Raw genomic sequence first — 24205 nt, forward strand, 5'->3', positions numbered from 1 at the left:
CGTCGCTCGCGAGGTCTACCGCGTGCTCACCAGCACACCAACCGAACAAATCACGCAAACCGACCTTGCTCCCGCAACTTGACGTCTATAGGAGCATCCTCCCGCCGGGCGCCCGTCCAGGACGGCGCCCGGCCCCGGGAACGGGTAAACCCCGGCCGAGGGTGGTGGGGAAGCACACGAGCGTGGACTCCCCACCACCGCGCGCCTGTTGACGCCTCCTCCGGTCGGCGGTTTCACTCGATGCCGTGGGCACCGAAGCGTGCCCGTCAGAAGGAGGGGTCCGCGCGATGAAGGCAAACCCGACCGGCCCGGCATCGGCTCCCGACACCGTCGAACCACCCACCCCCGGGCTGCTTCCCGTCCTCGCCGCCGGATGCGGCTGCGGTCCGGGCTGCGGCTGCGGCTGCCAGTCCGGCGCACCCTGCCAGTGCGGCGGGGTCGACGGCGGCTGCTGCGGCCACTGAGAGGCACCCGGCCCGTCCGCTCCGCCGGGCCCGTCCCCGGTACCGCCGCGGAGCGCCGGGGCGCGCGGCCGCCGTGGGAGACGGCCGTGCGCCCCGGACTCCTCACCGCCGGGACGCCGACGGGGTCCACCGGAGCGACCGGCGTCAGAAGCTGACGTCGGTGCAGGAGTAGAAGGCGTTGCCGGTGTCCGCGATCTCCCAGACCGCGACGACCACCTGGTGCCCGGTCCGGCCGCTCGGCAGGGTCGCGGTGTGGCTGAGGGTGCTGGGCACCTGCGTGCCGTTGTAGGGGACGTTCAGGAACGGGGTCGGCTCCAGGTTCGCCCGGGTGACCTTCTGGGTGGCGTCGTAGCCGGCCCTGGTCAGGTAGTACTTGAAGCCGGTCGTGGCGTGCCGGGCGGTGAACTTCCAGGTGAAGGTGAGCCGTTGGCCCGCCGAGACGGCGGTGGTCGGCCAGGCCCCGCCGCGCGGGTCGTCCAGTTCGGCGAACCGGCTGTTGCCGCCGGCGCAGATCGCGCCGTCGGCCGGGCCTCTGCTCGGGAAGCCCTTCGGCCCCTCGACGCTCTGCGGCTCCCACTGGATCGCGCCGCAGTTCTTCACGGTGCCCGCCGCGCACAGCGCGGCCCGGCTGGGCGGGGTGCTGATGTAGCCGTGCGACTGGGCCGGCAGGGCGACCGCGACCGGCACCGACAGGGCGGCGATCACGGCTCCGACGACATGACGTGTGCGCATGGTGCTCCTCCGTGGGGGTGGATGGAGAGTGCGCCGAGCGCGGACACGCGCGCGTGGGGGGGCTTGGCATGCCTGCGCCGGGTGGATGCTCACACGGTAGGAGCCGACGCCGGGGCCGTCAATGGTCTGAACCACTTTTGCGGCACGCCGAACTCCCCGCTACTACAGGGGAGTTGACAACGAAAGGCCCCGCCCCCCGACAGCGGGAGCGGGGCCCTCGACGGCCGTTCCGGGTTACTTCTTGCCCTGGTTCTTGACCGCCTCGATCGCGGCGGCGGCAGCGTCCGGGTCGAGGTAGCGGCCGCCGGGGACGGTCGGCTTGAAGTCGGCGTCCAGCTCGTAGACCAGCGGGATGCCGGTCGGGATGTTCAGGCCCGCGATGTCGGCGTCGGAGATGCCGTCGAGGTGCTTGACCAGCGCGCGCAGGCTGTTGCCGTGGGCGGTGACCAGCACCGTCCGGCCGGCGGTGAGATCCGGGACGATGGCGTCGTACCAGTACGGCAGCATCCGCTCGACGACGTCCTGGAGGCACTCGGTGCGCGGACGCAGCTCGCTCGGGATCCCGGCGTAACGGGCGTCGCCGGCCTGCGAGTACTCGGAGTCGTCGGACAGCACCGGCGGCGGGGTGTCGTACGAACGGCGCCAGAGCTGGAACTGCTCCTCGCCGAACTCCGCCAGGGTCTGGGCCTTGTCCTTGCCCTGGAGCGCGCCGTAGTGGCGCTCGTTCAGGCGCCAGCTGCGGCTGACCGGGATCCAGTGGCGGTCGGCCTTGTCCAGGGCGATCTGCGAGGTGCGGATCGCGCGGCGCAGCAGCGAGGTGTGCAGGACGTCCGGGAGGTAGCCCTCGGCGGCGAGCAGCTCGCCGCCGCGCGCGGCCTCCTTCTCGCCCTTCTCGTTGAGGTCGACGTCGACCCAACCGGTGAACAGGTTCTTCTGGTTCCACTCGCTCTCGCCGTGACGGAGCAGGATGAGTCGGTACGTCGTGTCAGCCATGGCGCCCAGCTTAGTGGAGCCCGATAAAACCCCTGGTGGGCGGCTCCCCCGACGGGTAAGGTGTGCATCGCATCAGTGACACTTACCTGCCCGCCGAGCGGTCCTGCCCGAGTGCTCGGCGGTCGGCCGCCTGCCCGGGAGCCCCCACATGCCCGTTTATGTCCCAGCTCGTGCGGTCAGAGCCGTCGTCGAAGCCATGAGCGGACTGCCGCGGCAGTTCTGGTGGCTCTGGACCAGCACCCTGATCAACAAGCTGGGCGCGTTCGTGGTCACGTTCCTGGCACTCTACTTGACCACCGAGCGAGGCTACTCGGCCTCCTACGCGGGGCTGGTCGCCTCGCTGTTCGGCCTGGGTTCGGCGATCGCCTCGCTCGTCGCCGGGGTGCTGAGCGACCGGATCGGACGGCGGCCGACGCTGGTCGCCGCGCAGCTCGGCACCGCGCTGTTCACCGCGGTGCTCGGCTTCACCGACGGCCAGGTGGCCATCGCGGTGGTCGCCTTCCTGGTCGGCTTCTGCAACAACGCGACCCGGCCCGCCACCTCGGCGATCATCGCGGACATCGTGCCCGCCGAGGACCGGGTCCGCGCCTTCGCGCTGAACTACTGGGCGATCAACATCGGCTTCGGCCTCTCCGCGGCGGCGGCCGGCCTGATCGCCACCCACGGCTACCTCACGCTCTTCCTGCTGGACGCGCTCTCCACGGTGGTCTGCGCGGTGGTCATCTTCGTCCGCATCCCCGAGACCAGGCCCGACACGCCCGCCGTGACCGCGGACGGCGTGAAGGCGCGGCCGGCGATCGGCCTCGTCGCGGTCTTCCGGGACGCCCGCTTCATGGCGGTGGTGGTGCTCAACCTGCTGCTCGCCCTGGTCGCCCAGCAGGGCTCCACCACGCTGGCCGTGGACATGGGCCGGGCCGGCATCACCGCCACCCAGTACGGCCTGGTGATCGGCCTCAACGGCCTGCTCATTGTGGTGCTCCAGATCCCGCTCACCCGGTGGATGGAGAGCCGGGACCGGACGGCACTGCTCGTCGCCAGCGCGCTGTTCATCGGCTGGGGCTTCGGACTGACCGCGCTGGCCGGCTCCTCGGCCTGGTTCTACGCCTTCACCGTCGTGGTCTGGACGCTCGGCGAGATCCTGAACGCGCCGACCATGATGGGCCTGGTCGCCGAGCTGTCGCCGGCCGAGGCGCGGGGGCGCTACCAGGGCGTGTACTCGCTCTCCTGGTCGCTCGCCTCGTTCCTCGGGCCGGCCGCGGGCGGGGTGCTGCTGGAGCGGGCCGGCAGCGGGGTGATGTGGGGGGCGTGTGCGGTGCTCGGCACGGTCGCCGCGGGCGGGTACGTGCTGCTCGGCCGGCGGCCGGGGGCGGCGCTGGCGAAGTCCGACGTGGTGGGGACGGGAACGGTGGGGACGGCAACGGTGCGGGTGGTCCCGGCGGAGACCGCCGAGCCGGAGCGGGCCGCAACGGGCGGCTGAGCCTTCCGGCCCGGCCGTGGTCGGCCCGCTACTCGGCGGCGGGCGCCGCCGCGGCGGGGTCCGGGACCGGACCGGCGAGGTGGGCGAAGGCCGCCAGGTTGCGGGTCGACTCCCCTCGCTTGGTGCGCCACTCCCACTCCCGCCGGATCGCGGTGGCGAAGCCCAGTTCCAGCAGGGTGTTGAACGGCTCGTCGGCGTTCTCCAGCACCGTGCCCAGCAGCCTGTCCACGGTGTCCGGGGTCAGCGCCTCCAGCGGCAGCCGGCCCGCCAGGTAGACGTCCCCGAGCCGGTCGACCGCGTACGCCACGCCGTACAGGCGGGTGTTGCGCTCCAGCAGCCAGCGGTAGACGGCCTCGTGGTTCTCGTCCGGACGCCGGACCACGAAGGCGTTGACCGAGAGGGTGTGGTCACCGATCCGCAGCGCACACGTGGTGCTCAGCTTCCGGGTGCCCGGGAGGGTCGCCACCACGGTGTACGGGTCGGCGGCGGCCGACTCCCAGGCCACCCCGGCCTCGTCCAGGGCGGTGCGCAGGAGGGTCAGGGCCTCGTCCTTGGTGCGGAATGCCATGGGGCTGACGTTACTCGGGAGTACGGCCGCGCGCAGCAGCGCAGGTCGGACCCGGTCCGGTGGCGGGCGGCCGGTCGCCCGCCCCGGCGCCCGGCCCGCTCAGGCGAGCAGCCTGCGGGCCCCGGTCAGCCGACCGGCCGGGCGGGCCAGGGTGCCGGCGTACACCTCGGCGGTGGTGGCGGCCGCGGTGTCCCAGCCGAACCCGGCCGCGTGCCGCGCCGCCGCAGCGCCCCGCCGGACCACCAGCTCCGGATCGACGACGTACGGCTCCAGCGCCCGCGACCAGTCCGCCGGGTCGTGGCCGTGCACCAGGGTGCCCGTCGCACCGTCCCGGACGGCGACCGGCAGGCCGCCCACCGCGGCCGCGACCACCGGTGTGCCGCAGGCCTGCGCCTCCAGCGCGACCAGCCCGAAGGACTCGCTGTACGAGGGCATCACCAGCGCGGTCGCGGCCCGGTACCACTCGGCGAGCATCGCCTGGCCGACCGGCGGGTGGAAGCGCACCACGTCGCCGATCCCCAGCTGGGCGGCCAGCTTGTGCAGGCTCTCCGGACGGGCCAGGCCGGTGCCGGACGGACCGCCGACCACCGGCACCACCAGCCGCTCGCGCAGCTCCGGACGCCGCTCGAGCAGCACCGCGACCGCGCGCAGCAGCACGTCCGGGGCCTTCAGCGGCTGGATCCGGCCGGCGAAGAGCAGCACCGCCGCGTCGGCGGGCAGTCCCAGCCGGGCCCGGGCGGCGCGGCGGGCCTCCGCCGTCCCCGGGGCGCCCGCGCCGCCGGGGCGGAAGACATCCAGGTTGACGCCCGGGTGGACCACGGCCAGCTGGTCGGGGCGGGCCGCGTAGAAGCGGGCCAGCTCGGCGGCCTCCTCGGTGGTGTTGGCGATCAGCCGGTCGGCCGCCTCCACCACCTGGGTCTCGCCGATCACCCGGGCCGTCGGCTCGGGGGTGTCGCCCTCGGCCAGCGCCGCGTTCTTCACCTTCGCCATGGTGTGCATGGTGTGCACCAGCGGGACGCCCCAGCGCTGCGCGGCCAGCCAGCCGACCTGGCCGGAGAGCCAGTAGTGCGAGTGGACCAGGTCGTAGTGCCCGGGCCGGTGGCCGGCCTCGGTGCGCAGCACCCCGTGGGTGAAGGCGCACAGCTGGGCCGGCAGGTCCTCCTTGACCAGGCCCTCGTACGGACCGGCCGTGACGTGCCGCACCAGCACGCCCGGGGCCAGCTCCACGGTGGGCTCGTCGTCCGAGCAGATCGACCGGGTGAAGACCTCGACCTCGATGTTGAGCGCGGCCAGGCGCTTGGCCAGCTCCACGATGTAGACGTTCATGCCGCCCGCGTCGCCCGTGCCCGGCTGGTGCAGCGGGGAGGTGTGGACACTGAGCATGGCGATCCGGCGCGGGCGGCGCCGGCCGGCCTGGACGAGCGACTGGAGCCGGCCGCGCGCGGGCGTGGCCGGCTGGGCACGGCGTACCGAACGGACGGGGTGCTGGATCACCTGGCTGAAGCCTCCTCGTGTGCTGCCCGCCTCGCAGCCCTTGCCTGCTGCCTGCTGGTCGGTGTGTGCGCCGCCGCCCGCGCCGCCCGGCCGGGACACCCGCCCGGGGCGTGCGTCGGCCTGCCGCCCCGTCCGGGCACACATCACCACCAGTCTGCCAACCACGCGATCGGCGACCGGCATTCCCGGATTGCCGAACGAGATGGCCGACGCGGCCGGGAGCCGGTGCCCGCGGGCGCGGTCCGGGCCCCGTCCGGGCCCCGTCGCGGGGTGCCCGTGTCCGTGCCCCGGGACGGGCCCGCCGTCCGGTCGTGGCCGGGCCCGTACCCTGAGGGACATGGCCGCCTCCTCCTTCGATTCCGCGACCGCGCCCGCCCGCGGACCGGCCCGGCGGCCGGTGGGCACCGTGACCCGCGGCACCACCAACACCAACCGGCTGCGGCGGATGGACCGCTGGATCGCCCACACACTCGGGCCCGCGCTGCGGTCCGCCGACCGCCCGCCGACCGCCGTCGACCTCGGGTACGGCGCCGCGCCGTGGACGGCGGTCGAGCTGTCCGGGCGGCTGCGGACGGTACGGCCGGACGTCCGGGTGGTCGGGATCGAGATCGAGCCGGCCCGGGTCGCCGCGGCGCTGCCGTACGCGGTGCCGCCGCTGCTGACCTTCCGGCGCGGCGGCTTCGAGGTGCCGCTGGACGGCGGCGGGTCCGCTCAGCTGATCAGGGCCGCCAATGTGCTGCGCCAGTACGACGAGTCCCAGGTGGCCTCGGTCTGGGAGCGGCTGTGCGCCCGGCTGTCCCCGGACGGGCTGCTGGTCGAGGGCACCTGCGACGAGATCGGCCGCCGGCACGTCTGGGTGGCACTCGGCCCGGAGGGCCCCAGGACGGTCACCTTCGCGGCCCGGCTGGGCGGCCTCGACCGGCCGTCCGACCTGGCCGAACGGCTGCCGAAGGCACTGATCCACCACAACGTGCCGGGCCGGCCGGTGCACGCGTTCCTCCGTGACTTCGACCGCGCCTGGGCCGCGGCCGCGCCCTACGGGGCGTTCGGCGCCCGGCAGCGCTGGGTGGCCGCCTGCACCGCGCTGGCCGGGGCCTGGCCGCTGGTGGACGCGCGCGGCCGGTGGCGGCAGGGCGAGGTCACCCTGCCCTGGACGGCCCTGGCCCCGTAGCCGCCGGCGCCACTGGAGCCGCTCCCCCGGCCGGCGGCTCACCGAGCGCCCGCGAGCGAGTCCACGGATTCACTCGAACGAGTTATCGAATATCTCTGGCGTGTTGACGCCCCGTCACGCCACCATGGGGGCACCCGGTCAGCACCTCACTCCTGCCCCGTCAGCCCCAGCTCCCGTCCGACGCCGGCGAAGACCTCGAACATCTCCGCCCCGAACAACACGAACCGCACCTCCTCCGGCCCGTCCTCGCGCTCCGCCACCACCGCCGCGACGGTCCCGAGCGCGATCCTGGCCGCATCCGCCGGCGGCCACCCGTAGATCCCGGCCGACACCGCCGGGAAGGCCACCGTGCGCGCGCCCAGCTCCGCCGCCACCCGGAGCGACTCGCGGTAGCAGGAGGCCAGCAGCTCCGCCCGCTCCTCGTACTCGTCCGCCCGATGGACCGGCCCCACGGTGTGCACCACCCAGCGGGCCGGGAGGTCACCGGCCGTGGTGGCCACCGCCCGCCCGGTGGCCAGCCCCCGCCCGTACCGTGAGGCCCGCAGCTCGCGGCACTCCGCCAGAATCCGCGGTCCGCCCCGGCGGTGGATCGCACCGTCCACCCCACCGCCGCCCAACAGTGAGGAATTGGCGGCGTTCACCACCACGTCCACCTGCTGCGCCGTGATGTCACCCTCGACCAGGGTGATGCGCGTCACCATGTCACAACCCCTCTCCCGACCCGGCCCGGCGCCCGCCCCACGGGTCACCGCTCGCTTCCCCGCCCCGTCCGTCACATCGCCACCGGCGTGGCACGAGCCACAACGCGCCGGCCGGCCAGAGAAATCCCCGGAGATCACGTTATGGTCGCGAGAAGTTCCCCGACGCAGGGTGCCGAGCGGGCACTGCGGACGGACCTCGGCCGTTACGCACTCGGGGAAAAGGAGGATCAGTCGATGCCCGCAACGGGAGACGGGCGGGCACCTGGTGCCACGGGCTCGCCGGGCGCCCAGGGCGGCGCCCGTACCGGGCACGCCCAGGACCGGTCCGCCCCCGAAGCGCCCGCCCACGGCTGCACGCCGGACCGCGCCCCGGCGCCGGGGCAGCACCCGGCCCGGACGCCGGAACGCCGGGCGGACCGGCGGTCGGACCGCCCCGCCAGGGCCACCGCGCCGATACCCCACCCCCGGTCGAAGGCCGCCGCAGGCCCGGCGCCGTCCACCGGACCGGCCGCTTCCCCCGCCACCGCCCCGCTCAAGCTGCTGGTCATCGAGGACGACGCCACCGACGCCCAGCTGCTCAAGGCCGCGGTGGCCGACAGCGGCGCCCCGATCGAGATCCACTGGACCCGCGGCCTCGACCAGGCCTTCGGGCTGCTCGCCCCCACCTCGTCCGGCTCCCGCCGCAGCCGGTCGCGCGGCGGCGACCCCGGCCGCGGCGGCGACTTCAGCTGCGTCCTGCTCGACCTCGCCGCCCCCGCCGACCTGCCCCACCCCTCCGACCCGTCCGACGGTCTGGAGGGCCTGCACGAGCTGCTCCGCCGAGCCCCGCACACCGCCGTCGTGGTGCTCACCGACGCCGCCGGCGCCGAGCTCGGAGCGGCCGCCGTGGCCGCCGGCGCCCAGGACTTCCTGATCAAGAACGAGACGGACGGCCCGCTGCTCGCCCGCGCGCTGCGGTACGCCGTCGAACGCAAGCGCGCCGACGAGTCGCAGCGCCGGCTCGTCGAGGCCGAGCTGCGCGGCCAGGAGAACGCCCGCCTCCAGCGCCATCTGCTGCCCACCCCGCTGCTCGACGGCGCGAACCTCTCCTTCACCCGCCGCTACCGGCCCGGCCGCCGCCGCGCCCTGCTCGGCGGCGACTTCTACGACGCGGTCCGCACCGACGACGGCACCGTCCACGTGGTGATCGGGGACGTCTGCGGCCACGGCCCCGACGAGGCCGCGCTCGGGGTGGCGCTCCGGATAGCGTGGCGCACCCTGGTCTTCGCCGGCCTCACCGGCGAGACCCTGCTGACCACCCTCCAGCACGTCCTGGAGCACGAACGGCGCAGCGACGAGATCTTCGCGACGCTCTGCATGCTGATCATCGAGCCGGCCGACGCCGGCACCCCCGGGGCCGTCGAACGGGCCCGGCTCTACCTCGCCGGCCATCCCCCGCCGCTGCTGCTCGGTGAGGACCACACCCCGATCGGGCTCCCCTCCGAGCACGCCGGCCCCGCCCTCGGACTGCTCCCCTGCGACGACGGCCAGGCCGTCTGGCCGTCGCACACCTTCGAGCTGCGCCGCGGCTGGCGGCTGCTGCTCTACACGGACGGACTGATCGAGGGCCGGATCGGCGCCGGTTCGCTCCGGCTCGGCCAGGACGGCCTGGCCGAGCTGATCGGCGACCACCAGTCCGCCGGGCTCACCCGGGGCCGGCTGGTCGACAGCGCGATCGCCGAGGTCGAGGAGCTGAACGGCGGCGCCCTGACGGACGATGTCGCGGTGCTGCTGCTGGAGCGCAACCCGACGCAGCTGATCCTGGGCTGACGGCCGGGGGGCGGAAAGCCAGCAGCCGGGCAGCACGGAGCCCCGGTGTCCGGGCGGGTGGACCCGCCGGACGACCGGGGCTCGGCCCTTCCCTGCCGCGAGGGCCGGTACGGCTACCAGGGCCCGTACGGCCCCATGTTGCGCTGGTCGCCCCGGCCGCCGCCCCGATTGGTGAGCGCGCGGATCGCCGGGCGGACGTCGACCACGTAGACGATCGCGGCGACCAGGCCCCCCAGGGTGAGGAAGCTGGTCATGAAGTTGGCGCCGAAGAGCAGGTCCAGACCGAACGCGATACCGAGGATCGCCAGCCAGAAGCCCTTGGTCTTCTTGTCGGCCGCCCGGTACCCGTCCTCCGGACGGGTGGCGGCGTCGACCAGCGCGAACAGCTTGTAGCCCAGGATGGCGACGGCCAGCCACCAGAACGGGTTCAAGTAGTCCAGGATCAGAATCTGGGCCACTCCGCCCATCACGGCCTCCTCTGCGTCTCGCTGCGGCACACCTGCCCGCCCATCCTGGCACGGCGCACGGTCCACCACGGGGTCAAACGGTCCGGCGGCACCCGACGTGCCCCGGGGTGCCGGACCTCAGGCCCGGCCCGCGCGGAGCTACTCCGCGCTCTTGCGGGACCGGCCGCGCTTCGGGGCGACGGGCGCCTCGTCCTCGACCAGCTCGCCCTCGACCAGCTCGCCGGCCTCGGCGGACTCCGCGTCCACCCGCTCGGCGACGGCCTCGCCCGCACCGGCGACAGCGGCGTCGGCGCCACGGCCCCGGTCCACCGCGACCTTGCCGCGCTCGGCCAGCTCGTCGTAGGTCTCCTTGGCCTTGACCGCCAGCTCGACGGCGCGGCCGACCTGCTGGAGGGCGAAGCTCTGCGCCTTCTCCTGCAGCGCCTTCAGGTCGGTCGGCAGGGCGGTCACCGAGCCGCTGACCTTGGCCTGCGCGTCGACCAGCCGGGCCTGGGCCTCGGCCAGCGCGGCGGTGGCCTTCTCCTGGGTGCCCTTGCGGTCGGCCGCGAGTGCCTCGACCCGGCCCGGCACTTCGCGCAGCTTCTCGTAGGCGAGGTCCCCGGCGCCGGCGAGGGCATAGAGCGGGGTCGGGTCGGTCAGGGTCTTCTTGATGTCGTCCGTGATCGGCATGGCCGGTCCTCCCGTGATGTTTAGGGTGCCTTGCCCCGGTGCTCGTCCGTGCTCCCGCCCACGCCCCCGGCCGGGTCCGCGGCCCCGGCCGCTTCCGTCGCCGGGTCCGCCCCTGTCACCGGGGCGCCGCCGGACGGCCGCCCGGCGGCGTTCTCCTTGAGGAAGGCGTCGTAGACCGCGAGCAGCGCCTGCTTCTGCTGCTCGTTGATCAGCGGATCGGCCAGGATCGAGGCCCGCAGCTCCAGGCCCTCACCCCGCCGTTCCTCCAGGATTCCGGCCTGGACGTAGAGCGTCTCTGCCGAGATCCGCAGCGCCTTGGCGATCTGCTGCAGGATCTCCGCACTCGGCTTGCGCAACCCTCGCTCGATCTGGCTGAGGTAGGGGTTGGACACGCCGGCGGCCTCCGCCAGCTGCCGCAGCGAGTACTGCGCATTGCGCCGCTGCTCGCGGATGTACTCGCCCAGCGGGCCGACGTTCAGTGAGGCCATGCGAACACCCTGCCCCACCGCGCTTGCAATTGCAAGCACAGTGCTAGCACCAGCAAACGGCCGGCCCGACGCGAGGCACACGTCGGGCCGGTTCGGGAGCGGGCGGGCTCGGGGTCGGCGTCGGGCGGGGAGGGTCAGGCAAGGAGGGTCAGACGGGGAGGCGGACCGGCATCAGGACGGAGAAGGTGCCGGGGCGGTCGGCGGTGCGGACGGCGAGGGGGGCGATCGGGCCGCCGAGTTCGAGGAGCAGCTGCCCCGGGGCGTCGACCGGGAGGGCCTCCAGGAGGAAGTCCCGGTTGACCGCCACCCGGAGGGCACCGGCGGCCCCGTCGGTGTCGGCGTCCGGGGCGGCGACGGCGAACCGGCCCTCGCCGTCGACGGTCAGCAGGGCGACCTCGCAGTCCGCGCCGTGCGGTCCGGACGGCAGACTGCTGGTCGCGGCGGACACGAGGGCCGCACGCAGCTCGGCGGCGGGCAGGCCGATCCGGTGGACCGGCTCCAGTCGGACGAGGGGCCGGTAGTCGGGGTAGTCGTGGTCGAGCGCGGCGCCCTCGATCCGGTGCTCGCCCACCGTGACGTGCACCGTTCCGGCGCCGAGCACCAGCTCCACCACCCCCGCGGCGGAGCCGAGCAGCGCGCGGACGGCGTCGGCCAGCGCTACCGGCACGACGACCGAGACAGCAGGCGCGGCGGACTCCGCGGACGCGGCGGCCTCCGCCGGCACCAGGGGCTCCGCCGGCACCACGGACGCCACGGACGCCACGGACGCCACGGGCACCTCGGCGAGGGCGATCCGGTAGCGGTCGGTGGCGACCAGCCGCAGCAGACCGCCGTCGAGGTCGAACAGCACGCCGGACAGCACCGGCAGCTCGGGGTCGCCGCCGACGGCGAAACGCACCGCGTCCAGGGCTTCGGCCAGCTCACTGGCGGGAACGGTGAAGCGGTACTCGGCGGGGGTCGTGGTCATGGGGTTCTCCCTCTGGTCGATCAACCGGCGGATCGCGGAGAGTTCGCGGCGCGCGTCGGCGAGGCCGCCCTCCAGCCGGCGCAGGTGCTCGTCCATCAACCGCTGGGCGGCACCGCTGCCGGGCGCCGCGCCGAGCACGGCCCGGATGTCGGCCAGCGGCAGGCCCACCCGGCGCAGCCGGGCGAGCAGTCGGGCGTCGGCGAGCTGCCCGGGGGCGTACCAGCGGTAACCGGTGCGCGGGTCGACGCGGGCGGGGGCGAGCACCTCGGCACCGTCGTAGAAACGCAGGGCGCTGATGCTCAGACCGCTGTCGCGGGCCAACTCGCCGATGCTGCGCAGGTCGCTCTCCATGCCGGGGACTCTGGGGCCTCGACCGGGTCGAGGGTCAAGCGGGGCGGCCGGACCGGCTCCGACGATACCGCCGCCCGACACGCCGGGCGGAGGTTCTCGCGATCAGTGGTTGAACTTTGAACGAGTCGGGTCTACAGTGGAGTCATCAAGTTGAAGCCTAAACAAATGGCTTCGAACCCGAGGAGGAGCCATGGGCCTGTTCAACCGCACCAAGACCACCGACACCGCGACCACCGCTGTCGCCGTCGCCGTCGCCGAGAACCCGGCCGGCCAGGACCTCGGGCTGGGGCACCTCACCGGTGACTGGACCATCGACACCACCCACAGCGAGATCGGCTTCGCCGTCCGCCACGCGATGGTCACCAACGTCAAGGGCCGCTTCACCGAGTACGAGGGCAAGCTGCACCTGGACGGCACCACCCCGACCAACTCCCGCGCCGATCTGGTGATCAAGGTCGCGAGCATCGACACCAACCAGGCCCAGCGCGACGAGCACCTGCGCACCAGCGACTTCTTCGCCGCCGAGAGCTTCCCGGAGATGCGCTTCCGCAGCACCGCCGCCGAGCGCGTGGGCGACGAGTCCTACCGGATGAGCGGCGAGCTGACCATCAAGGACGTCACCCGCCCGATCACCCTGGACCTCGACTTCACCGGCCACGCCGTCGACGCCTACGGTGCCGACCGGGTCGGCTTCGAGGGCAAGGCCGTCCTGGACCGCACCGACTGGGGCCTGACCTACAACGCCGCGCTGGAGACCGGCGGCGTGCTGATCGGCGAGAAGGTCAAGCTCACCTTCGACATCTCCGCCGTGAAGGCGGCCTGACCCGGCCGACCTCGACTGCGGGCCCTGCGGCCCCCACAGCCCGGGCGCGCGCGTCGGCCCTCCGGCCGACCGCCCGCCCGCACCCGACTCCGCCCCTGCCGACCCCCGAGCGGCAGGGGCGGAGTCGTATCCCGCCACAACAACCCGTCGCGGCACGGTGATTCCTGATCCAACACTTCTGATCAGTACTTTCTGATCCGGTGATTGCTGGTCCGGTGAATCCTGGTCCGGCGAATCCGATCGACCGGGCGGACCCTGGCTAGGCCGCCAGCAGCGCGGCGTCCGGCGCCGGCAGCCAACTGCCCGCCGGGCGGCGCAACCAGGTCTCGCGCGCACCGAGTTCGGCCGCAGCCGTCAGCAGCGCGGTCAGCCCGGGATGCCGCAGGTCCGGGCGGTGCACCAGGCTCACCAGACTGAGCGGGACCGGCTCGACCAGCGGCACGTTCACCGCGCCCGGCAGCACCGGGCCGCCGACGGTGGTCAGCATCGGGTCGCCGTGCCGCGCCAGGTAGCGGGCCGTCTCGTCCACCCCCACCGGCGGGACCCGCGGGGGCGCCGCGTCCAGACCGTGCTCGTCCAGCAGCAGTCGGCCGAGGTCGGCCCACTCGGTGGTCGCCGGATTGCCCGCGCAGATGTCCACCGGATGCCCGACCAGTTCCGCGAGCCGCAGGGCCGGCCGGCCGGCCAGCGGGTGGCCGGCCGCCATCATCACCGAGACCGCCTCCAACCTGACCGGGCGCTGCGCGAGCCGGCCCCGCACCCGGGCGGGCAGTCCGGCGTAGCGGCCGAACGACACGTCCAGCCGGTGGGCCAGCAGTTCGGTGGCCGCGGCCGCCAGACCGCCGTGGAAGCGGGCCAGCAGCTCGCCCTCCGGCCAGGCGGCGCGGGCCCGTTGGAGCAGCCGGTCGCTGGTGAGGTCCGGGCCGGTGACATCGCTGTTGAGGTCGAGCAGCAGCGGCCGGTGTGCGACACCGGCCAGGATCTCGTCGTGCAGGGCCAGCAGTCGGCGGGCCTTGGGCAGCAACCCGTGCCCGGCGGTGGTGAGTTCGACGCTGCGCGTGGTGCGGAGGAACAGCGTGTCGCCGAGCAGCCGTTCCAGCGTCCGGACATCCCGGCTGAGCGCCTGCTGGGCCACGTGCAGCCGCTCCGCGGCACGGCCGAAGTGCAGCGTCTCGGCGGTCGCGACGAAGCCGCGCAGCAGGCGGGGGTGCAGGTCGTGGGGCATGGCGGCAGGCTAGCAACGCGTGGCCGACCGGGCGGGCGGTGCCGTACGAAGGCCGCCCGGCCCGCATCAACAGCATTCTGTTGTCGATGCGGCGGAACAGGTGTTGGACCGCGAACGACCGGCGGCCCGAGGCTGGAGCCCTTCCCCTCCTCCCTCTCTCCCGCGGAGTCCCGTGCTCGCCCCGTACCGACGTCTGTTCTCCCGCCCCGGCACCGTCGCCTTCACCCTGGCCGGACTGCTCGCCCGGCTCTCGATGTCGATGACCGGCGTCTCCCTGGTGGTGCTGATCGCCGAACGGCGCGGCTCCTACGCGCTCGCGGGCGCCGTCGCCGCCGCCGGGCTGGTCGCCGTGGCGATCGGCATGCCGCTGATCGGCCGGCTCGTCGACCGGTTCGGGCAGGCCCGGGTCACCGTCCCGGCGGTGCTGTACAACCTGGTGCCGCTGTGCGGACTGCTGCTCTGCGTCCGCCTCGGCGCGCCCGACTGGACGCTCTACCTCTGCTGGGCGGCCGGTTCCGCGGTGCCGAACCTCGGCGGCATGGCGCGGGCCCGCTGGGCGCACCTGCTCCGCGACGCACCGGAGGACCGGCACCTCGCCAACTCCCTCGAACAGGCCCTGGACGAGCTCTGCTTCATGGCCGGACCGGTGCTCGGCATGGTCCTGTGCACGACGGTCGCCCCGGAGGCCGGGATGCTCGCCGCCGGCGGGGTCGGTGCGGGCGGCGCGCTGCTCTTCGCGGCCCAGCGGCGGACCGAACCGCCGCCGGCCGACCGCCCCGACGCCGCCGTCGTCGCGGACGGACCACGCTCACCACTGCGGGTGCCCGCGCTCCGGGTGCTCACCCTGACCTTCCTCAGCACCGGCATGGTCTTCGGCGCGCTCGACCTGACCACCGTCGCGTACGCGGACGCGCTGGGGAACCGGCCGGTCGCGGGCGGGCTGCTGGCCCTGGTGGCGGCCGGCTCCTGCGTGGCGGGGCTGGTGTTCGGCACCCTGCGACCGACCGGCCCCGCGGGTGCCCGTTTCCTGCGGGGCGTGGCGGCGATGGCGGGGCTCCTGCTCCTGCCGCTCGCCGCCGGACTGGGCGGCGCGGGGCTCGCACTGCTCGGGGTGGCCCTGTTCGCGGCCGGCACGGGCACCGCGCCGACCATGGTCACCGGTATGACGCTGATCCAGGAGCTGCTGCCTCAGCGGCAGTTGAACGAGGCGATGGCGATCGCGGTGTCCGGGATCATGATCGGCATATCGACCGGGTCGGCCCTGGCCGGCACGCTCGCCGAACACGCCGGCCCCGGCGCGGGGTACTGGATCCCGGCGGGGGCGGCGGCGCTCGCCCTGCTGATCGCCCTCGCAGGCCGCCACCACCTGGGCGCCGGGCCCCGCTCCTCGGGCCGAACGGCCTCCGAACCCACTGTCAGTGCCACGCGCTAGCTTTCGGGGCATGACCACCAGGACCAGCACCGTCAAGTACGTCCGGGGCGATGCCACGGCGCCCCTGGGCAAGGGGGTGCAGGTGATCGCCCACGTCTGCAACGCCCCGCCCCGAGCCGAAGGGGCGCGCCGGTGTCGAAAGGGAGAGCGCGAGGGAGCGACGTAGGAGCGAGGGAGCGCCGACCGTCGGCACCGGACAAAAGCGCCCCGGAGGCGAGCGGGCGAGCAACTGTGGGTGGGGGAAGGGATTCGTGCTGGCCGTCTCCCGGCGCTGGGCCGAGCCGGAGGCGGCGTACCGGCGGTGGCACCGGGAGCGCGCGGGGAACGACTTCGGGCTCGGCGCGGTGCAGTTGGTCCGGGTGGCGGAGTACCTCTGGGTGGCCAACCTGGTCGGTCAGCGCGGCATCCGGACGGGCCGGTCCTCCGGGCCGCCGGTGCGGTACGAGGCGATCGACACCGCACTGGCGACCCTCGGCGGGCACGCGCTGGGCCTGGGCGCCTCGGTGCACATGCCGCGGATCGGCTGCGGACTGGCGGGTGGGCGTTGGGAGTCGGTGGAGCCGCTGGTGCGGGCCCGGCTGACGGAACGGGGGGTGCCGGTGACGGTCTACGACCGCGACTGACCGGCCGGCGCGACGGCCGACCAGGTGTACTCGTACTCGGGCAGCGTGTGTCCACCGGGGAAGACGCCCTGCCCGGCCGCAGTGCGCCTGCCGCCGGCGCGCTCGTAGAAGGCGATCGCGCGGGTGTTGGCCTGCAGCACCTCCAGGTAGAGGTCGGCCCCGGGGTGCTGTCGGGCGACATGGGCGCGGGCCGCGCGCAGCAGGTCCCCGCCGATTCCGGAGCCGGTCAGCCCGGGGCGGACGTGCAGGTTGTCGAGCAGCACCCGGCCGTCCGGCATCGGGACGAGGTAGGCGAATCCCACGGTGTCGCCCGCCCGTTCGGCGATCAGCAGTTCGGGGGTCGCCTCCGGCGGGCCGTAGTCGACGCTCAGCCGCAGTTCCCAGATCTCGTGCCGCTCGCCCGCCAGCCCGTCACCGAGGGCACTGTCGGGGACCATGCCGACGTAGGCGCTGCGCCAGCTGGCGGCGTGCAGTGCGGCGACGGCCTCGGCGTCCCGGGCGTTCCCCCGGCGGATGGTGATGATCACGGAACGAGCCTCTCATCCCGCCTGAACGCGTTCAAGCCCGGCCCCGAGGTCATGGCATTCTTTTGAACGCGTTCGAAGAGATTCGAGGAGAGTTCCCGGAGAACGCGCCCGTGTCGGCACCGGATGCGGAGGGGGCATCCGGTGCCGTCCGTGCCGGCACCGCCTGGGACTCGGCCGATCGGGCTAGGCTCGGGGCCGTGGACGACCTGGCAGCGACGAACGGCCCGAGCGCGACGAACGACGGCAGCGGCACCGACGGCAACGGCACCGACGGCGCCCCCTCGGCGCCCGCCGCACCGACCGCCGAGACGCGTGGCAGCCGCGCCCAGCCGAAGACGGACAAGAGCGAGCAGACCCGGGCCCTGATCCTGGAGACCGCGATGCGGCTCTTCCAGGAGCGCGGCTACGAGAAGACCACCATGCGCGCCATCGCCGCCGAGGCGGGCGTTTCGGTCGGAAATGCTTACTACTATTTCTCGGCGAAAGAATTTCTCATCCAGGGTTTCTACGACCGGATGACATATGACCATGCGGCGGACGCCAGGAATCGCATGGCCAATACCCGGGACTTCGCCGAGCGCCTGGAAATCGCCCTGGTCTCCTGGCTCGACACGGCGGCCCCGTACCACGAGTTCGCCGCGCAGTTCTTCCGGACGGCGGCCGATCCGACCAGCGCCCTGAGCCCGTTCTCCAACGAGTCGCACCCGGCCCGGGCCACCGCGGTCGCGCTGTTCCGCGACGTGCTGCAGGGCTCGGACCTGGCACCGAAGCTGGACGCCGAACTGGTCGAGCTGCTGCCCGACGTGCTCTGGCTGCACCTGATGGTCGTCGTCCTCTACTGGGTCTTCGACCGGACCGAGGACACCGAGCGGACCCGGGAATTCGTCCGCCGGTCCACCCCGATGGCGGCCCGGGTGATCAACCTCTCGCGTTATCGGGTGTTCCGGCCGATCGTTCGCGACGCCAAGGGGCTCATCCAGGACTTCATTCTTCCCACCATCGGGAAGACCGCCGTCAAATAGCACGAAGAAAACGGCACGCAGCAGAACGGCACACGGCAGAAGGCCGGCCCGCAGAAAGCAGGCCGGCCGTTCCGGGCAGTGGGGCCCGATCAGAATCCGTCGATGTTCCAGGCCGCCAGCGGCGTGCGGAACAGCAGGTCCGCGGCCGCCGCCGCGCCGGGGCGCAGCTCGGTGACCTGCCCGGCCACGGCGAGCCGCGGCAGCGTCTCGCCGCCCAGGTAGAGCGCGCCCAGCGCCGAGGCGTCCAGCGCCAGATCGGGCTCGTCGGCCGTCCGGACGCAGCGGCCGGTACCGTCCGTGGCGACCTCGATCGCCCAGCGCCCCGCGACGTAGCCCGCCGGGTCGTCGACCTCCAGCACCGCGCGGCCGGCCGCGCCGTACGTCCGGGCGTTGAACGCGGCCTCGATGTCGAGCACCCGCAGCCACATGTAGTCGGCGTTGTCGACGTGCGGCGTCGCCGCTCGCGGGTCGTTCAGCAGCACCGGCAGCGGGTCGTCCGGGCCGACGTTCTCGACCACGACCTTGCGGACCCAGTCGATCGAGCAGACGAACCGCCACAGCTCGGTGGCCGTGGGCCGGTCGAGGGCGAACAGGTCGACGAGGGTGAGCGTGCAGTTGGGGTAGGAGCCGTCCCACTCGTCGTCGATCCGGTAGACGGCCAGACCGGTCGGGGTGCCGTCGGCGTCCCGGTGGACGGCCGCGAACGGCTCCTTCCAGTCGAAGCCGGGTACCTCGATCTCGCCGGTCTGGCGCTGCCAGGTCAGCTCGTCCCGGGCGATCACGCCGGCCTGGGTGACCCGCCAGCGGTCGAACAGCTCGGGGCCGAGCTTGCGCAGCTCCGCCATCTCCACCAGGTCGATCCGCCCGCCGGGCACGGTGGGCAGGCCGTCCCGCAGGCCGCCGGCCCGGAGCAGGTCGATGTTCCAGCCGTGGCCCCGGGTGGCGGGGCCGAAGCCGTAACGGCCGTAGATGTTGTACTCGGCGGCGATCAGGATCGCGACCGCGGCGCCGCGCTCCCGGGCGGCCTCGAGGTCCCCGGTCATCATCCGGCGGAGCAGGCCGCGCCGGCGGTGGGTGGCGGTCACGGTGACGGCGGTGATCGCGTCGGCCGTGACGACCGCGCCGCCGGGGACGGTCAGCTCGGTGTCGAAGCTGCGGAAGGTGGCCACGAACCGGCCGTCGGCCAGGGCCCCGACCATCCGGCCCGGCTCCCACTGCCGGCGGCGGAACTCCGTCGCCGAGCCCACGTGCGGGCGCAGGAAGCCCTTGGCGAGCGCCCGGTCCCACGCCTCGACCTCGTCCTCGCCGATCGCACGGATCTCGATCCCGTCACCCGCGTCGGTCTGCTCCCCCGGTCGGCCGCTGCCCGGCTCCCGGGGCCCGCCGTTCGTCTCGTTGCCCATTCGCCCACCGTACGGCGGGGTTTCGGCGACGGCATCCGATTTATTCCGGGCCCGTGACCACGTGACCAGCCACTTCTCACCGTTCTCAACCGGATGTCAGAGATCCGGATTCTCAGGGCCGTGACAGCTCCGCGTGATCGCGGTACCGCCTCAGGACGACACTCCGTAGCAGGTGGCGATCGCGGCGGCGCGGTCGCGCAGGGAGTCGCGCAACCACTGCGGGGCCAGGGCCTCCGCGTTCGTGCCGAGGTGCCACACCGCCCATTCGGCGTGTCTCGGGTCCTGGAAGGTCACCTCCAGCCGCAGCCGGCCGTCCACGTCGGCCTCCTCGGCAAGGACCGCCAGCGCGGTGCCCACCAGGTCCTCCCGCCGCGCCGGGTCCACCCTCACCAGCACGGTGACTTGGTCGCCGCCGGTCCGGAACTGCCTGCTGCGTTCCTGCCAGGCCCGGTCCAGATCGACCCGGTCCGGCCGCTGCGCCGGTTCGGCGAGTTCCTCGGCGGCCAGGATGCGGGACAGCCGATAGGTGCGGTCGGCGCCGGACCGCGTGGCCAGCAAGTAGCCCCGGTCGCGCACGGTGACCAAGCCGATCGGGTCCACCGTGCGCCACTCCGGGGTCCGGTCCGCAGCCGCGTAGTGGATCCGCAGCTTGTGTCCGGTGAACACCGCGCGCAGGACCTCGGCCACGACGGTGTCGGGCACCTCCTCGCCAACCAGTCGACGTGAGAGGAGGTCGGTCTCCGGGTCGACGAGCAGTCGCTGAGCCGCGCCGGCCGCGGTGTCCCGATAGCTCTCGGGCAGCGCGTCGACCACCTTGAGCATCGCCGAAGCGAGCGCCGAACCGAGGCCGAATGCCTGCGCGCCGCGCCGCGATCCGGCGACCAGCAGAGCAAGGGCCTCGTCGTGGTTCAGTCCGGTGAGCTCGGTCCGGAAACCGGGCAGCAACGCGAAACCGCCGTGCCGACCGCGTTCGGCGTAGACCGGGACACCGGCCGCGGACAGCGCCTCGATGTCGCGCAACACGGTGCGGGTGGACACCTCCAGCTCCCGGGCCAGCGTGGCCGCGGGCAGCCGACCGTGCTGCCGCAGCAGCAGCACCAGCGAGACCAACCGATCGGCGCGCACACGAAAACGCTACCGGAATACACGACACACGATGTCGTGATTTGTTGGGAGGCTTCAGCACGACAAGATCCACCGCACACAAGAGGTGACCCGCATGGCACACGCCATCGTCAATCCGGACGGCCTGCACGACCCGGTCCCGTTCGGCTACAGCCACACCGCCACCGTCCCCGCAGGTACGGAACTGGTGCTCGTCGCGGGTCAGTACGGATCGGGCCCGGACGGCGCAGTCGTCTCCACCGACTTCGCCGAGCAGGTGAAGCAGACGTTCCGCAACATCGGCACCGCCCTTGCCGCCCATGGGCTCGACCTCAGCCACGTCGTCCAGCTCAGGACCTATGTGGTGAACCACGATGTCAGCAAGCTCGGGCCGATCGCCGGGGCCGTGCAGGAGGGCTGGGGTACGAAGCCGCCCACGCAGACCCTGGTCGGTGTCGCGAGCCTGGCCACGCCTGACGTGCTGTTCGAGGTCGAGGCGCTCGCCGCCCGGCCCTGACTCGCCGCCACCCGCGTCCGGGCTGTTCGACCCGACGCGAGTGGCGGTTCGGCATCGGGGCGGCACAGCAAGGTGAACAGCGCCGTCGGACACGAAGGTCCGGGCATCACGTCGCGCCGGTGAGGGACCGCCTCGTAGGCGGGTGATGGCGGCGGACAGCGATTCTCGATCCCGTGCCGGACCGGCCGACCGGATTCCGTCGCGACCGGGAGAACGTCACGGGATCGAGAACCGGCGGCGGCCGGTCAGGGGCGGGCGTAGAAGTCCGGGGTGCCCATGATCCAGAGGCTGGCCTGCTTGATCGGCATCCCGACGCGGGGGGCCTCGATCATCTGGTCGTCGCCGATGTAGAGGCCGACGTGGTGGATGTCGGCGGCGCGGCCGGTGGCGCTCCAGAAGACCAGGTCGCCGGGGCGGAGCTGGCGGTAGGTGACCGGGGTGGACTGCGCGTACTGGTCGGCGGCGAAGTGGTTGAGCCGCTTGCCGCCCTCGCGCCAGGCCATCATGGTCAGCCCGGAGCAGTCGTAGCCGGCCGGGCCCTCGCCGCCCCAGATGTAGGGCAGGCCGATCCTGGCGCGGGCGAAAGCCACGGCGGAGGCCGCGCTCTCCGCGGACCAGGGCCGCCCGGCCGGGGGTGCGGCGGCGGCCTGGCCGGTCTTCGCGGGGCCGGAAGCGGGACTGGAAGCGGGGGTGGAGGCAGCGGCGGAAGCGGCGGCAGCAGCCGCGGCCTCGGCGGCCGCCCGTTCGGCGGCCGCCCGTTCGGCGGCCGCCTTCTCCGCCGCGGCCAGCTCGGCCGCGGCCCGTTCCGCCGCCTCGCGTTCGGCGGCGGCCTTCTCCGCGGCCGCGCGTGCCGCCGCCTCCGCCTCCCGGGCCGCGATGGCCTCCAGCGCCTCGCGCCGCTGCCGCTCCAGTTCGACCGTGGTGTGGCGGGCGGCCGCCAGTTCGGCGAGCAGTTGTTCGCGCCTCAGACCGGTGGCCGCGACCTGGTTCTGCTGGTCCGTCAGCCGGGCCTCGGCCTGCTCCCGGGCGGCGCCGACCGCCGCGGCGGCCCGTTCGGCGGCCTCGGCCGCGGTGCGCGCGGCGGCGGCGGCCCGGCCGGCCCCGGCGGCCGTGGAGACGGCCGCGTCGAGGATCTGCCGGGAACGGTCGCTGGCGACCCCGACCACGGCGGCCCGGTCCCCCGCCTCGCGCGGGCCGCGTGCGCCGAGCAGGGCGTTGATCGCGGAGAGCTCGGCGCTGGTGCCCTGCCGGTACGTTTCGGCAGCCAGGGCCGCGGCGTCCTCGGCGGCGGCGGACCGTTCGGCCTCGGCGGCCGCCGACCGGTCGGCAGCGGCGGACTCCTCGGACCGGGCCCGGGTGAGGGCCAGCTGGGCGCCGTTGTACGCCTCGACGGCCTGTTCGGCGGTCCGGGCGGCGGTGTCGAGTTCGGCCCTGGCGGCGGTGAGGCCGGCCTCGATGGCGGCGACCGAGCCGGCCGTGGCATCGGCCTCGGCCCGGGACCGGTCGATCTCCTCGGCGGAGGGGTAGGCCGCCTCCCCGGGTGCTCCGGCGGAACCGGGCTCGCCGGAAGAGCCGGGAGAGCCGGGAGAGCCGGAGGAGCCGGGCCCGGACGGTTCGGCGGCCGCACTGGGCTCGCCCGGCTCCACCGGGGCGGCCGCCGCGACGGGAAGCAGCCCGAGCAGGGCGGTGAGGGACAACAGGAGGGTCGGCAGGAATCTGCGCGCCACGATTCATCCCTTCGAACGGTCACGAGGGAGCGGCCGCGCACCCGCGCCGCGGTGCGGCCGGGGCGGCGACGGGACCGGGGAGGGCGGGGGCCGAGCGGCTCCGGCGGATCGCCGGTCCGTCTCCCGCCCACCGCCTGTCCGGCGCCGACAGGTGCGGCAAAACATCCCATTCCGTGACAAGACGGTCACTGCTCGCCATGTTCTCAAGCGGGGCGGGTTTCACACCTCAAGTCCGCACCGCCGGCCGGGTGACCATCTGATGATCCGACCGCAGAACGGCCCCAGCCGGGCGGTCATGGTATACGAACTAACGGCTCATCCGACGCGTCCGCGGCCGCAACCAGCGGTGTCGCCCCGGACGGAGGGGCTGCCCGGTCGGCCGGACGGCGTACGTCCGGCCCCGGCCGGCCCGGACGGTGCGACGGCGCCGCTGGGACCCGCCCCGCGGCCCCGTCTGATCGGCCGGCCCGCCGTAGCCGCCCGACCCGCCGTAGGCCGCCCCGTTGCCGGTGGCGCCGCCGTTGCCGTTCGCCCCGGAGGTCCGGTGGCTGCCCGACGGGTGCTCACCGCCCACCGCCGAGCGCCGGTCGGCCAGCCGCGCGGAGCGCCGGGCCAGCGCCCGGGCGGTGTGCGCGTCCAGGTGCGCGCTGGCCCGGGCGGCCATCCGCTCGGCCACCCGGTGGGCGGCCGGGTGGTTGGCCGACACCTTGTCCGGCGCCCCGGCGATCAGGTCGAAAAGCCAGGTACGGGCGATGTCCGCGCGCCGGTGCAGACGACGCTCGCGCCGGAGTGCCCGGGCCCGGCGGCGCGGGCGCCCGGCGTACCGCCAGCGCGCCCAGGGGCTGCTCGGCCGGGCCAGCCGGATCGCGCCGACCCAGGAGAGGCCGGGCACCATGATGCCGAGCAGGCCGGTCCACATCTTGCCCTTGAGCAGGGTGACGACCATGGCCAGCGCGTTCACCGAGATCACCGTGACCAGGCCCCACCTGGTCTCCCCGGTGGGCTCCGCGCCGAGCGGCACGTAGCCGACCAGCAGCAGGCCGGTGAAGAGGATGCCGAAGATCACCGCGTCCACCGACTTGCGGCCCTGCTCGCTCCAGTAGACGTCGTCCAGGTGCAGGATCAGCGCGAACTCGTCCAGCACCAGACCGCAGCCGATGCCGAAGAGCAGGCCGAAGAGGTCGATCCACGGGTGGCCGCCGTAGGTGGCGAACACCCCGATGCCGCCGACCAGCAGGAAGCCCAGGCCGAAGACCATGTGGTGGATGTGCAACCCGCCGGGCGTCACGTTGCCGGGCCACCAGCGGACCTGGGCCCTGATCATCCGCACGCTGAACCGGATGAAGACGAACGAGGTGATGAACCCGACCAGCAGCAGGAACAGCGGTTGCTTGTGCGCGTCGACGATGTGCTCGCGGTAGCCGTCCAGCAGTGTGGTCATGCGTCTTACC

General features: G+C 73.9%; 23 protein-coding genes. 8 read left to right on the top strand and 15 right to left on the bottom strand.

Features of this window, described 5'->3' with window-relative positions; all coding sequences use genetic code 11:
• Positions 1-608: 608 nt before the first annotated feature.
• Both ADK60_RS36365 and ADK60_RS36370 read right to left on the bottom strand, forming a co-directional pair.
• The gene (locus ADK60_RS36365) at positions 609-1196 is read right to left on the bottom strand and encodes a lytic polysaccharide monooxygenase auxiliary activity family 9 protein (protein WP_045939597.1); all 588 of its coding nucleotides are present in this window, start codon (positions 1194-1196) and stop codon (positions 609-611) included.
• 234 nt (positions 1197-1430) lie between these two features.
• Positions 1431-2189, bottom strand: coding sequence for a phosphoglyceromutase (locus tag ADK60_RS36370; RefSeq protein WP_053651102.1), 759 nt, complete (start codon positions 2187-2189; stop codon positions 1431-1433).
• Between the two features lie 196 nt (positions 2190-2385).
• Here ADK60_RS36370 and ADK60_RS36375 point away from each other — a divergent pair, with 196 nt between their 5' ends.
• The gene (locus ADK60_RS36375) at positions 2386-3666 is read left to right on the top strand and encodes an MDR family MFS transporter (RefSeq protein ID WP_053651103.1); all 1281 of its coding nucleotides are present in this window, start codon (positions 2386-2388) and stop codon (positions 3664-3666) included.
• 28 nt (positions 3667-3694) lie between these two features.
• On the opposite strand, the gene ADK60_RS36380 is transcribed toward ADK60_RS36375, so the two are convergent.
• Entirely contained in the window at positions 3695-4234 is a 540-nt protein-coding gene (locus ADK60_RS36380) for a type III secretion system chaperone family protein (protein ID WP_053651104.1), read from the bottom strand.
• Between the two features lie 99 nt (positions 4235-4333).
• Positions 4334-5872 carry a D-inositol-3-phosphate glycosyltransferase gene (gene mshA, locus ADK60_RS36385; protein WP_107084161.1) on the bottom strand — a complete coding sequence of 513 codons (1539 nt, stop codon included), beginning with the start codon at positions 5870-5872 and terminating at the stop codon, positions 4334-4336.
• A gap of 193 nt (positions 5873-6065) precedes the next feature.
• Here mshA and ADK60_RS36390 point away from each other — a divergent pair, with 193 nt between their 5' ends.
• The gene (locus ADK60_RS36390) at positions 6066-6899 is read left to right on the top strand and encodes a class I SAM-dependent methyltransferase (protein ID WP_053651105.1); all 834 of its coding nucleotides are present in this window, start codon (positions 6066-6068) and stop codon (positions 6897-6899) included.
• Positions 6900-7045: 146 nt separating this feature from the next.
• Here ADK60_RS36390 and ADK60_RS36395 read toward each other — a convergent pair whose 3' ends face one another.
• Entirely contained in the window at positions 7046-7597 is a 552-nt protein-coding gene (locus ADK60_RS36395) for an O-acetyl-ADP-ribose deacetylase (RefSeq protein WP_053651121.1), read from the bottom strand.
• A gap of 237 nt (positions 7598-7834) precedes the next feature.
• Here ADK60_RS36395 and ADK60_RS36400 point away from each other — a divergent pair, with 237 nt between their 5' ends.
• Complete coding sequence (locus ADK60_RS36400; RefSeq protein WP_053651106.1) at positions 7835-9409, top strand: PP2C family protein-serine/threonine phosphatase; 1575 nt, start codon at positions 7835-7837, stop codon at positions 9407-9409.
• Between the two features lie 113 nt (positions 9410-9522).
• On the opposite strand, the gene ADK60_RS36405 is transcribed toward ADK60_RS36400, so the two are convergent.
• The 4 genes from ADK60_RS36405 to ADK60_RS36420 all read right to left on the bottom strand — a co-directional run bounded on the left by ADK60_RS36405 (position 9523) and on the right by ADK60_RS36420 (position 12351).
• Positions 9523-9876, bottom strand: a complete 354-nt coding sequence (locus ADK60_RS36405; protein WP_045939590.1) for a DUF2516 family protein — start codon at positions 9874-9876, stop codon at positions 9523-9525.
• Between the two features lie 138 nt (positions 9877-10014).
• Positions 10015-10545 (bottom strand): hypothetical protein, encoded by a 531-nt coding sequence (locus tag ADK60_RS44180; protein WP_053651107.1) that lies wholly within the window; start codon positions 10543-10545, stop codon positions 10015-10017.
• A gap of 20 nt (positions 10546-10565) precedes the next feature.
• On the bottom strand, positions 10566-11033 hold the full coding sequence (locus tag ADK60_RS36415; RefSeq protein WP_053651108.1) for a helix-turn-helix domain-containing protein: 468 nt from the start codon (positions 11031-11033) through the stop codon (positions 10566-10568).
• A gap of 148 nt (positions 11034-11181) precedes the next feature.
• A complete protein-coding gene (locus tag ADK60_RS36420) occupies positions 11182-12351 on the bottom strand; it encodes a DNA polymerase III subunit beta family protein (RefSeq protein WP_053651109.1) in 1170 nt (389 codons plus the stop codon).
• 190 nt (positions 12352-12541) lie between these two features.
• Between ADK60_RS36420 and ADK60_RS36425 the strand changes: the two genes are divergently transcribed.
• Positions 12542-13174 (top strand): YceI family protein, encoded by a 633-nt coding sequence (locus ADK60_RS36425; RefSeq protein ID WP_053651110.1) that lies wholly within the window; start codon positions 12542-12544, stop codon positions 13172-13174.
• Positions 13175-13433: 259 nt separating this feature from the next.
• Here ADK60_RS36425 and ADK60_RS36430 read toward each other — a convergent pair whose 3' ends face one another.
• Positions 13434-14399, bottom strand: a complete 966-nt coding sequence (locus ADK60_RS36430) for a LysR family transcriptional regulator (RefSeq protein ID WP_053651111.1) — start codon at positions 14397-14399, stop codon at positions 13434-13436.
• Positions 14400-14571: 172 nt separating this feature from the next.
• On the opposite strand from ADK60_RS36430, the gene ADK60_RS36435 reads away from it, so the two are divergent.
• Positions 14572-15831, top strand: coding sequence for an MFS transporter (locus ADK60_RS36435; protein ID WP_053651112.1), 1260 nt, complete (start codon positions 14572-14574; stop codon positions 15829-15831).
• 251 nt (positions 15832-16082) lie between these two features.
• A complete protein-coding gene (locus ADK60_RS36440; protein WP_053651113.1) occupies positions 16083-16454 on the top strand; it encodes a macro domain-containing protein in 372 nt (123 codons plus the stop codon).
• Here ADK60_RS36440 and ADK60_RS36445 read toward each other — a convergent pair.
• Positions 16439-16981, bottom strand: a complete 543-nt coding sequence (locus tag ADK60_RS36445; RefSeq protein ID WP_234371445.1) for a GNAT family N-acetyltransferase — start codon at positions 16979-16981, stop codon at positions 16439-16441. The two genes, ADK60_RS36440 and ADK60_RS36445, sit on opposite strands and share 16 nt — an antisense overlap.
• A gap of 197 nt (positions 16982-17178) precedes the next feature.
• Here ADK60_RS36445 and ADK60_RS36450 point away from each other — a divergent pair, with 197 nt between their 5' ends.
• Positions 17179-18003: a TetR/AcrR family transcriptional regulator gene (locus ADK60_RS36450; RefSeq protein WP_234325940.1), complete on the top strand. Its 825-nt coding sequence runs from the start codon at positions 17179-17181 to the stop codon at positions 18001-18003.
• 89 nt (positions 18004-18092) lie between these two features.
• On the opposite strand, the gene ADK60_RS36455 is transcribed toward ADK60_RS36450, so the two are convergent.
• Together ADK60_RS36455 and ADK60_RS36460 are read right to left on the bottom strand one after the other, a co-directional pair.
• A complete protein-coding gene (locus ADK60_RS36455) occupies positions 18093-19406 on the bottom strand; it encodes a GNAT family N-acetyltransferase (RefSeq protein WP_079008994.1) in 1314 nt (437 codons plus the stop codon).
• Positions 19407-19556: 150 nt separating this feature from the next.
• Positions 19557-20531, bottom strand: a complete 975-nt coding sequence (locus ADK60_RS36460; protein WP_053651114.1) for a helix-turn-helix transcriptional regulator — start codon at positions 20529-20531, stop codon at positions 19557-19559.
• Between the two features lie 94 nt (positions 20532-20625).
• Between ADK60_RS36460 and ADK60_RS36465 the strand changes: the two genes are divergently transcribed.
• Positions 20626-21027, top strand: coding sequence for a RidA family protein (locus ADK60_RS36465; protein ID WP_053651115.1), 402 nt, complete (start codon positions 20626-20628; stop codon positions 21025-21027).
• Positions 21028-21272: 245 nt separating this feature from the next.
• Here the strand turns inward: ADK60_RS36465 and ADK60_RS36470 are convergent, their stop codons facing one another.
• Both ADK60_RS36470 and ADK60_RS36475 read right to left on the bottom strand, forming a co-directional pair.
• On the bottom strand, positions 21273-22754 hold the full coding sequence (locus ADK60_RS36470; RefSeq protein WP_053651116.1) for a C40 family peptidase: 1482 nt from the start codon (positions 22752-22754) through the stop codon (positions 21273-21275).
• Positions 22755-23061: 307 nt separating this feature from the next.
• Positions 23062-24195, bottom strand: a complete 1134-nt coding sequence (locus tag ADK60_RS36475) for a hypothetical protein (RefSeq protein WP_199839835.1) — start codon at positions 24193-24195, stop codon at positions 23062-23064.
• Positions 24196-24205: the final 10 nt, after the last annotated feature.

The organism is Streptomyces sp. XY431 (assembly GCF_001279805.1).
In the GTDB taxonomy this organism is placed as follows: Bacteria; Actinomycetota; Actinomycetes; order Streptomycetales; family Streptomycetaceae; genus Kitasatospora; species Kitasatospora purpeofusca.